At 64.9% G+C, this 13,282-nt stretch carries 13 protein-coding genes and 2 pseudogenes; 5 read left to right on the top strand and 10 right to left on the bottom strand.

The window, feature by feature from the left end; translation table 11 throughout:
• Positions 1-96: 96 nt before the first annotated feature.
• From QCD75_RS16925 to QCD75_RS16940, 4 genes and pseudogenes are all read right to left on the bottom strand, one after another.
• Positions 97-720, bottom strand: a complete 624-nt coding sequence (locus QCD75_RS16925; RefSeq protein WP_301230508.1) for an SRPBCC family protein — start codon at positions 718-720, stop codon at positions 97-99.
• Positions 721-917: 197 nt separating this feature from the next.
• Positions 918-1,532: a maleylpyruvate isomerase N-terminal domain-containing protein gene (locus QCD75_RS16930; protein WP_301230510.1), complete on the bottom strand. Its 615-nt coding sequence runs from the start codon at positions 1,530-1,532 to the stop codon at positions 918-920.
• A gap of 146 nt (positions 1,533-1,678) precedes the next feature.
• Complete coding sequence (locus QCD75_RS16935; RefSeq protein WP_301230512.1) at positions 1,679-2,434, bottom strand: polysaccharide deacetylase family protein; 756 nt, start codon at positions 2,432-2,434, stop codon at positions 1,679-1,681.
• 741 nt (positions 2,435-3,175) lie between these two features.
• Positions 3,176-3,391 (bottom strand): annotated as a pseudogene (locus QCD75_RS16940) (Y-family DNA polymerase); the annotation flags it as partial.
• Here QCD75_RS16940 and QCD75_RS16945 point away from each other — a divergent pair.
• Positions 3,390-3,917: a DUF427 domain-containing protein gene (locus QCD75_RS16945; RefSeq protein ID WP_301230514.1), complete on the top strand. Its 528-nt coding sequence runs from the start codon at positions 3,390-3,392 to the stop codon at positions 3,915-3,917. The pseudogene QCD75_RS16940 and the gene QCD75_RS16945 sit on opposite strands and share 2 nt — an antisense overlap.
• 98 nt (positions 3,918-4,015) lie before the next feature.
• Here the strand turns inward: QCD75_RS16945 and QCD75_RS16950 are convergent, their stop codons facing one another.
• From QCD75_RS16950 to QCD75_RS16960, 3 genes are all read right to left on the bottom strand, one after another.
• On the bottom strand, positions 4,016-4,429 hold the full coding sequence (locus QCD75_RS16950; protein ID WP_301230516.1) for a DUF7144 family membrane protein: 414 nt from the start codon (positions 4,427-4,429) through the stop codon (positions 4,016-4,018).
• 233 nt (positions 4,430-4,662) lie between these two features.
• A complete protein-coding gene (locus QCD75_RS16955; RefSeq protein ID WP_301230518.1) occupies positions 4,663-5,847 on the bottom strand; it encodes a cation:proton antiporter in 1,185 nt (394 codons plus the stop codon).
• A gap of 39 nt (positions 5,848-5,886) precedes the next feature.
• A complete protein-coding gene (locus QCD75_RS16960; protein ID WP_301230520.1) occupies positions 5,887-6,282 on the bottom strand; it encodes a hypothetical protein in 396 nt (131 codons plus the stop codon).
• A 620-nt stretch (positions 6,283-6,902) separates the two neighbouring features.
• Between QCD75_RS16960 and QCD75_RS16965 the strand changes: the two genes are divergently transcribed.
• The gene (locus tag QCD75_RS16965; protein WP_301230522.1) at positions 6,903-7,277 is read left to right on the top strand and encodes a hypothetical protein; all 375 of its coding nucleotides are present in this window, start codon (positions 6,903-6,905) and stop codon (positions 7,275-7,277) included.
• Positions 7,278-7,548: 271 nt separating this feature from the next.
• On the opposite strand, the gene QCD75_RS16970 is transcribed toward QCD75_RS16965, so the two are convergent.
• Both QCD75_RS16970 and QCD75_RS16975 read right to left on the bottom strand, forming a co-directional pair.
• On the bottom strand, positions 7,549-7,749 hold the full coding sequence (locus tag QCD75_RS16970; RefSeq protein ID WP_301230524.1) for a hypothetical protein: 201 nt from the start codon (positions 7,747-7,749) through the stop codon (positions 7,549-7,551).
• 408 nt (positions 7,750-8,157) lie between these two features.
• Positions 8,158-10,275, bottom strand: coding sequence for an FG-GAP-like repeat-containing protein (locus QCD75_RS16975; protein ID WP_301230526.1), 2,118 nt, complete (start codon positions 10,273-10,275; stop codon positions 8,158-8,160).
• Between the two features lie 337 nt (positions 10,276-10,612).
• Here QCD75_RS16975 and QCD75_RS22385 point away from each other — a divergent pair.
• Positions 10,613-10,806 (top strand): annotated as a pseudogene (locus tag QCD75_RS22385) (IS110 family transposase); the annotation flags it as partial.
• 620 nt (positions 10,807-11,426) lie between these two features.
• Here the strand turns inward: QCD75_RS22385 and QCD75_RS16980 are convergent.
• The gene (locus QCD75_RS16980) at positions 11,427-11,618 is read right to left on the bottom strand and encodes a hypothetical protein (protein ID WP_301230527.1); all 192 of its coding nucleotides are present in this window, start codon (positions 11,616-11,618) and stop codon (positions 11,427-11,429) included.
• Positions 11,619-11,627: 9 nt separating this feature from the next.
• On the opposite strand from QCD75_RS16980, the gene QCD75_RS16985 reads away from it, so the two are divergent.
• Together QCD75_RS16985 and QCD75_RS16990 are read left to right on the top strand one after the other, a co-directional pair.
• On the top strand, positions 11,628-12,677 hold the full coding sequence (locus QCD75_RS16985; RefSeq protein ID WP_301230529.1) for a phospholipase D-like domain-containing protein: 1,050 nt from the start codon (positions 11,628-11,630) through the stop codon (positions 12,675-12,677).
• Between the two features lie 363 nt (positions 12,678-13,040).
• Positions 13,041-13,217: a CsbD family protein gene (locus QCD75_RS16990; RefSeq protein ID WP_301230531.1), complete on the top strand. Its 177-nt coding sequence runs from the start codon at positions 13,041-13,043 to the stop codon at positions 13,215-13,217.
• Positions 13,218-13,282 lie beyond the last annotated feature (65 nt).

The following is a 13,282-nucleotide window of genomic DNA, read 5'->3' on the forward strand; positions in this document are numbered from 1 at the left end:
CCGAGGTTAGTTGGTTCGCTTCCTCTGCCGGTTAACCGGCACCCGACGGTTCTGCCGGCCTGCCGTCACTATCCAAGCAGGCATAAGGAAATGCTTCTACTGGTTGCCCTCCGCGCGGCTCCTGATCCCCTGGAGCATCCGCCGGGACATGATAAAACTGGCAACCTCCACCGCCTCGACCAGGCACCGGGCCCACCACTGCCGGTAGGCATAGCGCTCCCGCCCCAGAAGCCGCGTGGTTCCGTCGGACTGTGCCTGCAGGACAAATGCCCAGGAAAAATCGAACGGCCCGGGCGGGGAACCGGGAGGAACGCGCAGCACGAGGGCGTTTCCCTGGTCCACCAGGCCGACTTCGAGGTCTGCGGAAGCAGCCGGGGCCAGGTGAAAGCGGTCGCCGGCCTTGATGTCCTGCCACTCCGGGTGGATACGGTCAGCACTGTGGATGTCCAGGCCGGCGAGGTTTTCAAGGAAGTCGTAGCTGTAGAGTCCGCCACGTCCCTGACCCATCTGTACCAACCAGGGCCACACTGCATCTGCTGAGGCCTCGATACTGATCGCCCGCGTTGACTGCAGATCGGCAACGGACAGGAATTCGTCGCCCGGAAGTCCGCCGCCGGCTTCGGCGGCGGTAGCACCCCAGCGCAACTGAAAGCGCCGGAACAGGAAGCCCAATGCCACCAGCCCAGCGAACACTATGGCCGGGTTGGAAGGGTGTCTCATGTTTTGCGACTTCATCATCGGGCAATCCTCCAGACTGCCGAGTCCGCTGTCACGGGCCATAAGTCCCAGCGCCGACCCACTCCGGGATACATTTCCGCGGCCACCGCAGTCCCCTACGCTCCCTGCCGCTGACGTCCACCACTTCCGGCGCTGCCGCCGTCCGTGCGCTCACGCCGCCTCTAGGTCACCGCACCGCGTCAAAGCACCGAGAAGCCCGGCGGAAGGCCCGGCCGGCCGGTGGCGGCGAGCAGGAGCGATCCGGCAACACCCCCGGCTACAGCGAGGTCGGCGACTATTTCAAGTGCCTGCAAAGCAGCTGTGTCTGGGACGTCAGCCGGCAATCCGAGCGCTTTGGCGAGGTCCGCGGTGTGGACGGCCAACTCGAACGTGCGGGTGGGCAGGTAGTCCCTAAGCCGCATGCCGCCCGCGACCGTCGTCACCAGCTCGGAACCGTGGTGGGCATCGACAACCGGAATCACGCGTGCGGCGATCTCCGCTACGACGCCTGCGGGTTCGGTGCCTAAAGCGGTTCCGGCGTCGCGTCCGCGCGCCGCGACAGCCGGGCTGGCGGCGGCGGCCCTCGTCGCGCGGAAGTATTCCGCAGCGGAGGCGACTTCGACGGCCGCAGCAGGACGGGCAAGGTACGTCTCGACTGTCAGAAGGGAGCGGCTGGTGTGGCCGACGAGGGCGCGAACATCCCATTCGCCTAGGCCTGGCCTGTCCCACCGGTCACCGACGAGGGCGGACGTGTGCACAAACCACTCCGCCGCGTCGGTGAACGCCCGTCGCGATTCGTCCCAGGGAAAGTCCATACGCCCAAGTCCAGTTCTGCCCAGGATTTGTTAAGGAATATCAGGTTCGGATTCTCGGCTGGGAACAGAACCCGTTCGCGGCTCCGGCATTCCCCAGGACGCCGGAGCCGCCTCAGCCGCGCGGCCCGTCAGGTTCAGCGTGCGGACTACGCTGGCGGCTGGGCTCCGGCGGGCGCGACCACGACGGCCGGCGAGCCCTGGTTGACCGGATTGGCCGTCGCGGAGGAGGCGACCACCCCGAACTCGTACCCCTCGGCCCGCAGTGCGTCGATGGTGGCGGCCAAGTACGTCCACTGCGTCGAGGGGCAGGACAAGACATCCTCAGCGTCGTGGAGCAGGATGATCGCGCCGGGTGCAGCCTCCGCCATCACATACTTCTGGACTCCCGCCGCACCGGGGCACTCGAAGTCGCCGGGGTTGCCGACGTCCCAGTGCCAGAGAACCCCGCCGCTCATACCAATGGTCTTGAGGTAGCCCGCCGCATAAGGGGTGCTGTTGCCGAACGGGAAGCGCATGAGCTTGGGCGCCTCACCGGTGACGGCCTTGATGGCGTCGTTGGTGCGGTCGATCTGCTGCTTCTGCTCCGCCTGGCTTATGTCGGGGAAATTGGCGTGGTCCCACGAGTGGTTGCCGATCACGTGCCCCTCAGCCTTGATCCGGCGGACGAGGTCGGGGTACTGCTGGGCGTGGGAGCCTTCAAGGAAGAACGTTGCCTTGACGCCCTTCTGCTTGAGGACGTCGAGGACGAACGCGGTGCGCTGGGGGGAGGGCCCGTCGTCAAAAGTCAGGCCGATCAGCGGCTTTTCGGCGGCCTGGGCCGCCACGGTGGGGCCGCCGGCCAGCAAGGCCACGACCAAGCTCGCGACGGCCAGGGCCGTCACGGCAATCTTGTTCTTGTTCATGGTGCTCGTCTTCCGTTCTCAAGGTTGTGTTAAACCTTGCTAGATGAGCACCATACGGCGCCGATGAGGGGCTGTAAACAGGTTCCCGCTAGGCATGGCTCCTCGGGGGATCGGCGTCGAGCATCACCATGGCGCAGCGGCTCGAAGTTGGCCTCGGCGTTCCGCAGAGGGAGCGTGGCCTGTGTTTCCTCACGCCGGCCCGGCGCCGCACCCATCGGCCCCTCCCCCGCAGCCGCCTCAGCTCCACGATTCCGATTCCTGGGCGCACCGGACTACCCAGCAAATACCCGCAGCCTGGCAGGGCCACCACCGCGGGCCGCCCCGACTGACGCCGCGGCATACGAACCCACGCCTCAGGGGCAGGCCCTCTCGAAGCGCTCAACCGGACCCTGCGCGAAGTCCCCACCAACCATGGCACCCGTATTCCGTCCGGGAACCCGGCTGGCTTCCCGGCGAACCGGCCGACGAGCGTACCGGCACCGTGCACAGCAACCTCACGCTGTTAGACCTGTGGGGCCACGGACTTCCCGCTCTGGACGCTTTTAGACCAACCGGTGAGTCCCGCCGGCTAACGACCCCGGGCGGCACAGATTCCCCTGGCTCGGCGGCCTGCCGGTGCGGACGTACAAGACTGTATTCAACCGCGGATGAAGGCGAACCGGGCACAAAGCTGTTATCCCCGCAGCAGGCCTGGGAACAAAGTTCCTGCCTGCAACGAAGGAAATGCGGAATTCGTCAGGACATTCCAGATCCCACGCCGAAGGCTCTGGCTTCGTAGGATGCGGTCGACACCACAGTTCGTTCCGTGGGGTCGCCCAGACAGCCGAAATGATCGGCTTGCCAGCAAGGCCGCCGGAGCACTTCGACCGCCGCGATGAACCGGCCGAAACCTTCTGTCACTCTTCCTGCTCTTGGGCTATGGTGGCATTCCAGCAAAAGATGGCAGCATGGGGACATGAGTCCTGCTCAAGGTTCTTCCGGCTTCTTCCGGCGTCCACAGCCCATCAAACCCAAGGCCGGTCAAGAATCGGTATGGGAGTACCCGCGGCCGCCAAGGATCGAGCCGCGAACCGAACGGGTTATCGTCCGGCTTGGCGGGCAGGTGATTGCCGACACCACCGATGCTGTGCGCGTCCTGGAGACGAGTCATCCCCCTGTCTACTACTTGCCCTCGGACTCATTCACTGCCGGTGTACTCGTCCCGGCAGAGGGCACCAGCTTCTGCGAGTTCAAGGGGGAAGCGCACTACTTCGACGTCGTTGCCGGCGGAGTCGTTGTTCCTCGCGGCGGGTGGACCTACCCGGAACCCGCCCGGGGCTTCGAGGCGCTCAATACACGGGTGGCCCTCTACCCGGCCCACATGGACTCCTGCGAAGTCAACGGCGAGCAGGTGACCTTCCAGGAAGGTGACTTCTACGGCGGCTGGATCACCACGCAAATCGTTGGTCCGTTCAAGGGCGGCCCGGGCACGGCCGGGTGGTGAGCACATTGCCATTGCTTTTAAGACTTGCCCGGGCTGCTCCGTAAATGCAAGACGGTGAACGTGCGGTGTTCCGACCCCGCTGCGAGGCGGTTCGGCGGCTATTCTCCGGTCCGTAACTCGTCGCCGTGGGCGATGATCGCGTAGATGATCAGCACGTCGATGGCGATGACGATCAACGACCACCAGGGCTGCGCCGGAATGAGCATCAGTTGAACGACCGCGCTGACGCCCGCAACGACGACAGCAACGACTCGGGCCCACGTTGCACCAGAGAAGAGCGCGACAGCGGTGAGGATCAAAAGCACCCCGAGAGCCAAATTCCACCAGCCCCACCCCTTCGCATCGAAGATGAAAAGCGCGCCCGGGGTCGACAAATAGTAGGTATCGGGCCCGGTGAGCGCGACGAGACCTTGAAGGCCGCTGAAAACGCCGTTGATGACCAGAATGACTCCGGCGAACCTGACCCAACCGGTCCAGCCAGTTGAAGCGACAGGATGATGGGCAGTACTCATTTTGTCGACCTCTTTCCGTTGAATGCTCTGCCGTCGGCCTCATAGCCGGCGCAGTCGTGTCGTGAAGCTGGTACCGATTCCACTGATGTTCCTCACAGTCCGGGCCGGTCAATCGAGATCCGACAGACCGCCGCAGTTCCATCCTGTGCCCCCAGTGAAGTACGGCACCTCATCCGCGCCGGGTGACCTCACGCACCGGGGTAGAGCGGAGATAGCGCTGCAGCTTAGGCGAACTACGCAGCCACGGTCGGGCCGCCCTCAAATGGCTTGCCCGCCGGCGCCGCGGCGCCCCGCGAAAACGTGCGGGCCGCCCGCGAGCCTGCGACGGTGCTTGCCGCCGTGCTGATGAGCGCCCCGAGGATAATGGCCGCGGATTCTCCCGGTTCCAGCAAATGCAATTGGGAGCCGATAGTGGCAGCGGCAACCGGCACTCCCAATTGGGACGCTGCGAGCACCGCAAGCGGCAGAGGCTGGCCGACTAGCCGCAGGCTTCCATGGACCAGCAGGGTTCCCAAGCCAAGGCAAATCCCGAGGAGAATCATTCTGGGGCTTCCCGCAAGGATTCGCAGATCCAGCGACGCGCCCAACCAGACAAAGAAAACCGGTCCAAGAAAGCCATCACTGACGGCGAAGAGTTGATGAGCCAGCCGCCGGGGTTCGCCCACCGCTGCGACCACCAGGCCGAAGGAGAACCCGGCCAGCATGATGGACACGTGGCCCGCGACGGCAAGCCCGGAGAGCGCGAAAAGCAGAGCAAGTTGGATCCTCAACTCCAGGGCGAACTTCCGGCCCTCGGACACGTCATGCACCCGCCCGCGCGTGCCGCTGCGCTCCAGCCAGCGAAGCACAAAGAACAAAACCGCAGCGCACCCCGCGACGAGCCCTGCCCCGAGGGCCGCCCTCGGCGCATTGGATGGGTCAACAGCAAGTGGAAGCGCCACAATGCAGGCGATGTCCGCTACCGCAACCTGTGCCGTCGTCATCAGGACCTTTGGTCCCGTCAGCCGCAGCGAATCGACGATCGGCAGGACCAGGGCTGCCGAAGAGGAAGCGAGCAGAACGATGTAAAGGGGAGCATGCCCGGTGCCAAAGGCAAAGGCAATGACGATTCCGACGACGCCCGCGAGCACCGCAGCGATGCCGGCTCGCAGGGCGCCACCACCCAGTGCAGGGCGGATGGCTGCGTCCCGCACTGGGACATGCGTCCCGGCGACGAACATGATGAGGGCGAACCCGACGTCGGCCACCAAGGTGAACGTGGGATCCGAGGAGTCCACCATGTCCAGACCCGAGCGCCCGATGGCGATACCAGCCAGCAACTCCCCCACCACCACAGGAAGATGCCATTTCTCGGGGAGCGCCAGCAGCGGCCCGAGGAGAGCGACCGCGGCGATCAGCGAAAGCTGAAAGAATGACAAGTTCCTCCTTTTGCCGGCATTGCGGTTGGCTTGCGGAGGTTACCGGGGCGCGTCAGCCAGTTTGAGTGGAATGTCGGTGTTTTCGTCCGTGTAGTAGCTTGCGCACACCCGGTGGTAGCCATCGGCCACGTGCGCGGGAATGCCCCGCGCCAGGTCGCCCGTCACCATCAGGATGGGCGAGAGCTTCTTGCCTTCCTTGATCTTCTTCAGGTCCGAGGCCACGTGGGCGTTGTCCTCGGGAAGCAGCGCCAGCCTGGCGGCCCGCAGAATGTCCTTCGCCTTGCGATGCTGGATTGGGGCGACCATGAGGGCCGCAACAATGGAGGCTACGACATCGTCGGATTCAAGTAAGGAAAGATAAGCTGCCGCGCCCGGATAATCTTGTTCCTCTGGCTGCAGCAACCAGCGGACCTCGCCCTTATTTTCATCAGGCATGCTCTTTACTCCTTGGCCAGCGGAATCGGCCCGCCAAGGTCGGCGGCGCCGGCCGGAAGACCTTGTACCCGCCAGTGGGTTTTGACTTCGGAATCAGTGCTGCTCTTGGAATTGCAGACCATTGCTGCCTCCACGGCGCGGATGGATAGTTGACTCACAGTACTCACGCCGTTGCACGCGGTCAACGGCGGCCCCTCTGTAGCGTGTCGACGTCCTGAAACCGCCGGTCACTGAGAATAAAACAGACATGCCAGGAGGCCCCGATATGAAGTCGGCCGGCTCAAACTCCGCCGCCTGTCTTCCGCCGAAATGCCGGCCATCCCATCGTTTCGGAATCGACGCTGGCCGGTCCTGAGCCGGTCAACGTTGCCGCGTCCCGGAGAGGCACTGAGCTTGCCACCAAGGTGCAGCGGCGTTGTCTCGGCCGTGTGACCAACGGCCCGAAAGGTCCTCGGGAGGGACTAAAGTCCCTACCCGGTGCGCGGCCATTGGCGTGAACTGGATAGGCGCCCCGGGTTGCAGGATTGCCTCAGCACTCCGGGTTCGCGGCTCTCCCCGCAGCATGCCTGCCTGGTGACGCTTCGGTGACCGGGAGATAAGGTTCGTAAAGGATTGAGCTCATGAACAAGGCTATTCGCGTCATCGGAACAACGGCCGTAACGGCGGCTTTGGGCTTGGGCGTCAGCGCGCTGCCCGCCAGCGCCGCCGCCACTTCCTCAACCAGCTCCTGGAACCAGTCTTCGTTCGAGAACCGCCACCAGATGCGCGACAACAACCGCCACGACACTTCACACGGCCGGTGGGACAGCGAGGGCCGATGGCACAGCAACTCCGACGGGTGGGGTTGGCGCGACGACAACGGCAATTGGCGTGACGACAACGACCACAACGGTTCCTGGACGGGTCCGGACGGCTGCCGGCACGACAAAGACGGCTACTGGGACCACCACGGAAATCGGCACGACAACAATAAGGGCCACCACCGCTCCTGGTGACCCGGCCTCGCTAAGCGGGTGAAGGGCAGAAATGAACGGGCGGTGTGTGTGGATTTCACACGGCCCCTAACACGCCGTCCCAGGCTCCCAGTCTCTTGGGGCTGCCCTGACAGGGAATGGACGGCACCCCGAGGACACACTGGCCTCGGGAGGAAGGGCATTCATGACCCAGCTCCTAAAAGCGCTGATAACACCGTGGTGCTGGCGCGCAGTGGCCGGTCCCGGGCCACGGCTCGCTCCCGACGACGGGCGCCGGTACCGGCACAGCAGTTTAGCCGGGGCTGCGATAGCCGGCACTCTTGCCCTGCTCACAATTGCGGCGCCGGCAAAAGCCGACGGCGAAGAGTCGCTGCGCAGGGTTAGCGGAACGCTCCATGGCCACGGCGCCGAGGCTCAGGTCCGCATTAGCTACCGATGCGAGGAAGGCCGGACCGCCGGCGTGGGGATACTCCTCACCCAAGCCAACCGCCACGGACCAACAGTCGATGGCGGCGCCGGGTCCGGGCAACGGCCATGTACGGGTGAGACCGAAACCGTGACATTGACCGTCTCCGCCGGGAGCGTCCACTACAGGCGAGGCCCTGCCTCCATAACGGTGTCCCTGTTTACCAGCGGCCCCGGGACCTCCTATGAGACCGTGCAGCTCACGGAGAACATCCGCCTGGACTACCCACGATAGGTGGACGGATCTGGAGTGGCGTGGTCGACAGGGGCGTCCACAACAAGAAACCTCAATCTGTGAATGAGCGAGCTGTCCCCGGTCCTTGGCCCTCGTCAGTGCGCTGGTCGTTAAAGAGCCCGGGTGATCTGCAGGATCCTGCAGGTCACCCGGGCTCTTGCTACGCCGCGGCTGCGCGGGTCTTCGTTTTGGTGTTGCTGGCTAGAGGATGGCAGTCATCGGGCCCCAGCCTGAACCCAGGTCGATGCGTTTGAACCAGTCTCCGGTCCCGTTGTTCGGGTACAGCCACAGCTCGCCGGTGCTGTCGCGGGCGATCACGTCGGGACGTCCGTCGCTGTTCATGTCCCCCGGTGCGGTGATTGCGTTCATCGTGTTCCAGCCCGCGCCGAGGTCGACGCGTTTGAGCCACTCGTTCTTGCCGTTACCGGGATAGAGCCAGAATTCACCGCTGGTGTCGCGGGCCACGAGGTCCACGTTCCCGTCGTTGTTGAAGTCCCCCGGGGCAGCGATCGAGCTCATGATGTTCCACCCGGACCCCAGGTCGACGCGTTTGAACCAGTCGCCGGCCCCGTTGTTCGGATACAGCCAGAGTTCACCCGAGGAATCCCGGGCGATGACGTCCGGCTTGCCGTCACCGTTGAAGTCCCCCGGAGCGACAATCGAAGTCATCACATTCCACCCGGCCCCCAGGTTCTGGCGCGTTGACCAGTCTCCGGTCCCGGTCCCCGGGTAGAACCACAGTTCCCCGGACTTATCCCGGGCGATCACGTCGGCCTTGCCGTCGGCGTTGAAATCCCCGGCACTGACAATCGTGGACATGACATTCCACCCGGCCCCCAGATCAATCCGCTTGAGCCAGTCCCCGGTACCCGTGCCCGGATACAGCCAGAGTTCCCCCGAGGCGTCCCGTGCGATCAGATCAGTCTTCGCGTCACCGTTGAAATCATTCAACCGTTTCGACGCACCTGGCGCCGGCGGCGGCGTCGTCTCTGCGCCGAGCGCCAGCATCTGCGCGTTGTCCACGTAGGCCGTGATGCCGGTGCCGGTCACCGAGATCTGCAGGCTGGCCGAGGCCACATTGGCCGAGCTCGGCGTGTAGGTGAAGTTCATCGACTCCACCCACCGCGTGTTCTCGCGCAGGCGGAACTGCCCGGAGATCCACTGTCCGGCCGCGTTGTACTCGTCGACGTAGAACCCGACCTCACCGGTTGTGATCGCGGCCACGTTGAGGAAGGTCTTGTACACGTAGCTCGTCGTCGGCGAGACGGGAACCGTCGGCGAGAACAGGTGACCCGCCGTGGCACCCGAGACCATTTTCACCGACTTGGCGGAGTCGGGGTAGCTCCCATTGTTGGCGGCGTCCGCGGTGATCGTCGACGGGGAGTCGGTGCGCCATCCGTCGCCGATGCCGTTGTTGAAGGTCGGATTCGCGAGTTTGTTGGGGCTGCCGTTCACCAGGCCCTTGCTGATGTTGACGTTCTTGATCTGGCCGGCCGCCACCTTGGTCTGCACGTACGCGGCCAGCTGGTCCAGCTCCGCCGTGCCGTACTGGTAGTCGTCCGGGACCTGGCTCGGCGCCGGCCTGATGTCGTGGAAGGTGAACACGGCCCACGTCTTGTTCGCGATCGCCTCGTCGACCTTCGCCTTCAGGGTCGCGACCGGGGTGGTGACCTCTTGGACGGGGACGTCGCGGAGCAGCAAGTCGCCGAGCGGCCAGATGTTGTTGCCCGTGTCGGCAAAGCCGCGCATCGAGCTGTAGTACTTGGCCACCTGGGCGAGCGCCGACGGGTCATAGTCGCCGTACGGCGGGGCGAAGGCGGTCGCGTTGAAGCCGTGCGCCGCCAGCGCGGCCTTGCTGTCGGCCAACTCGGCATCCACCTGAGCGGCCGTCAGCTTGGCGGCCTGGCAGTCGTTTCCGACGCTCACCAGGCACTGGTGGTCGACGGTGTGCGACCCGATCTCCCAACCGTAGGTGTTCTGCAGCTGAGTGATCTGGTCCCACGTCATGTACGGGACATCCGTATTGGACCGGCAGGTGTTCGGCACTGTCGTCATGCCGACGCAGTTGCTGATGACGTAGCTGGTTCCGGTGAGCCCGTACTTCTGCAGCACCGGCGCGGCCTGCGTCAGCGCGCTCAGCTGGCTGTCGTCGAAGGTGAAGGATACGAGCGGGGTTGCGACGGGGTTGTCCACGGCGGCGTACGCGGCCGTCGGGGACAGCAGCGCGGCGGCCATGGCCCCCACCGCCACCAAGGTGGTCACGAGCTTGGTGCGCCCCAACGCGAAGCTGGTTCTGGATCTAGTTCTGATTCTGGTCATGAGACTCTCCGTTCTTTCGGGTGGCCGACGACGCCGGCCTTCACCACCGATTGGTGGTGATCACGAAGCAACCCCGCAATGCAAAGCCTCAGGAACCGGTTCATGTGTCAGCCCTCCCCCACCAGTGGTCAATTCACGACGTCGCCCCCTCGGTGGTCCGGTTTTCACATGTGGACCGGGTGGTGGCGGCGCGCAATCACACGGTACTGCCCGGGACCTTGAGAAAACCTTGAAAAGAGTCCCTGGGCGGAGGGCTCCGTGAAGTATTCGGCCATTGCGATTCAGATTTTGACCGGACGGCGACCCAGGCTACCTGCACGTGGACCTCGTCGCCTTCGCTGCCCCGTCAAAACTCCAGCGGCCCTCAGGTGACCGGGAAAAACAGGCCGGAACGATGCCCTCCACGTGGCCAGGCTGCTGAAACTGGACCAAATCACCGAGGTCATCGTGCCGGATCCCGGGCAGGACGCGGCCCGGGATCTGGTCCGGGCCTGGCACCGGGTCTCGAAGCTGCTGCTGCGCCACGACATCCACCTTCATGCTCCGGTCGACCGAAAACCGCGCGACCGCCGACACATGCCGGGAACGCGTTGGCCTTGGCATCGGCCCCGCCCTGTCGCACACGGCGTCCGCATTCCGGTCATCGACCCGAGGACCGGCCAAGTCATCAGGTATTCCGCGAATGCCTGGGGCTATGACCCGGTCGGTGACGCTGGTCGGCACAGTCGTAGGCTATTTTGGAGACCGGATACGAGCGGCTTGGCCGCGGGCCCCGAAAGAAGGATCGAGTGGACAGTGATGCTGGTACATGGTTCCTGAGTCGCGCTGAGCGGGGGAATCTGGCCACTGAGGTGCATGCGGGCGGTGCCGGATCGCCGTCCTGGTCGGAGGGCAACCTTGTGCGGCCGCTGATTCATGGCGCGACCTACTTCGCCCGACTGCATGAGGAGCTGACGTCTCTGCGGCCGGGAGACCGGGTGTGGTTCACTGACTGGCGCGGCGACGCCGACGAGCGCCTGCTGGCGGACGGACCGTCAATCGGGGATCTGCTAGCGGGGTTGGCCCGCACGGGAGTGGAAGTGCGGGGCCTTGTCTGGAGATCCCACGGAGAGCGTGTATCGGCCCCGATCAGCGGCCGATCCAACGAGCTGCTAAGTCGTCAGATCAACGACGCCGGCGGAGAAGTCCTGCTGGATCAGCGTGTACGCCTGTTCGGTTCCCATCACCAAAAACTCTTCGTCATCCGCCATCGTGACAATCCGTCGCGGGACGTCGCGTTCGTTGGCGGGCTCGACCTTTCCCACAGCCGCCGAGATGATGCCGACCACGCGGGAGACCCGCAAGCAGTGACCATGGATTCCCGGTACGGGAAACGACCCCCATGGCACGACGCGACCCTCGAACTGCGTGGCCCCGTTGTGGCAGATGTGCTGGCCGTGTTCGCTGAACGGTGGAACGACCCCCATCCCCTGGACCGACGTACCCCCTACCGGATGCTGCTGCAACGTCTGGCCCGAATGCCCCGGCACCCAGAACCGCTCCCGGCCACTGCACCGCCGCCACCACCGGCGGGCCCTCACGCCGTGCAACTGCTGCGCACCTACGGGGTGAAACGTCCCCCCTTCCCGTTCGCCCCCGAAGGGGAACGCAGCATTGCCCGCGGCTACGCCAAAGCCTTCGCCCGCGCCCGCTCGCTGATCTACATCGAGGACCAGTACCTGTGGTCAACAGAGGTCGCAGCGGGAATTGCGGAGGCCCTCGAACGGAACCCCGGCTTGAAGGTGATCGCCGTCGTGCCCCGCTACCCGGACTCCGACGGTCCTCTCGCAGGCCCGGCGATAAGGATCGGGCAACTGCGTGCCATCAGGATGCTGCGCCGGGTCGCGCCGGACAGGGTCGGCGTGTTCGACCTGGAGAACAGCACCGGAACTCCGATCTACGTCCACGCCAAGATCTGCATCATCGATGACATCTGGATGACCTGCGGCTCGGACAACTTTAACCGCCGGTCCTGGACCACCGACAGCGAGCTCACCTGCGCCGTACTCGACACCACTTCGGACAACGGGGATCCGCCCGGCACAAACACCGGCCACAGTACGTCCCGGCCGTTGGTCCACGCGCTCCGCCTCCAACTCTGGGCCGAACACCTGGGCCTGGACCAGGACGATCCCCAACTCCACGACCCGGCGGTTGGGCTCAAGCTTTGGAACACCACCGCAGACGCTCTCGACCAATGGCATGAAACCGGGCACCGCTCCCCTCGCCCCACCGGACACGTGCGCCACCACAATCCAGAGCCGGTGTCGCCCCGCCAACGTCTCTGGGCGGTTCCGATGAGCCGCCTCGTCGTGGACCCGGATGGCCGCCCCCGGCGGCTGCGCGGCACTACACAGTTCTAGCAAGCAAGTCTGGTGCGGAGAGCCGTTCTTCCCTCCCCCAATGCGGCGCGCGCTACGAAGATCGCTGCCGTCGCCCTCGTGATGCTGGTCCGCAGGGAGGGACGTGCCGGCGTCACGTCGACGTCGACGTCGACGGCTGCGGCGTTCGTAATGCCAGTGTTCTGGAATTCGATTCTGAGCTGGACCGGGGCGATGGGATTGTTTGTCCCATGACCTGCCGTTTCCGCCGTTTCCGATGAGCTGGCCGCGCTGGTCGTCGACGTTTACCTCTACTGAGCCCGAAGCTGTTCTGCCGGTGTGGTTAGGATGGAATGGATCCGCCGGCAGCCCCGCCGGCGGGCAGCGGACCGAGGGAGTGACACCATGGGTTTGGACGACAAGATCGGCAATGCCGCCGAAAAGCTGGGCGGCAAGGGCAAGGAAGCCGCCGGCGAAGCGACCGGTGACGAAAGCCTCAAGGCCGAAGGCAGGGGCGAGCAGGTCAAAGCTGATCTCAAGCAGGCAGGCGAGAAAATCAAGGACGCGTTCAAGAAGGACTGATCCCGGACAGACACCGGATCAACAAATAGGGAAGGGTGGGGGGGGGGGGGGGGGGGGGGGGGGGG

Origin of the sequence: Arthrobacter sp. PsM3, from assembly GCF_030433895.1 — a bacterium.
GTDB lineage: Bacteria > Actinomycetota > Actinomycetes > Actinomycetales > Micrococcaceae > Arthrobacter.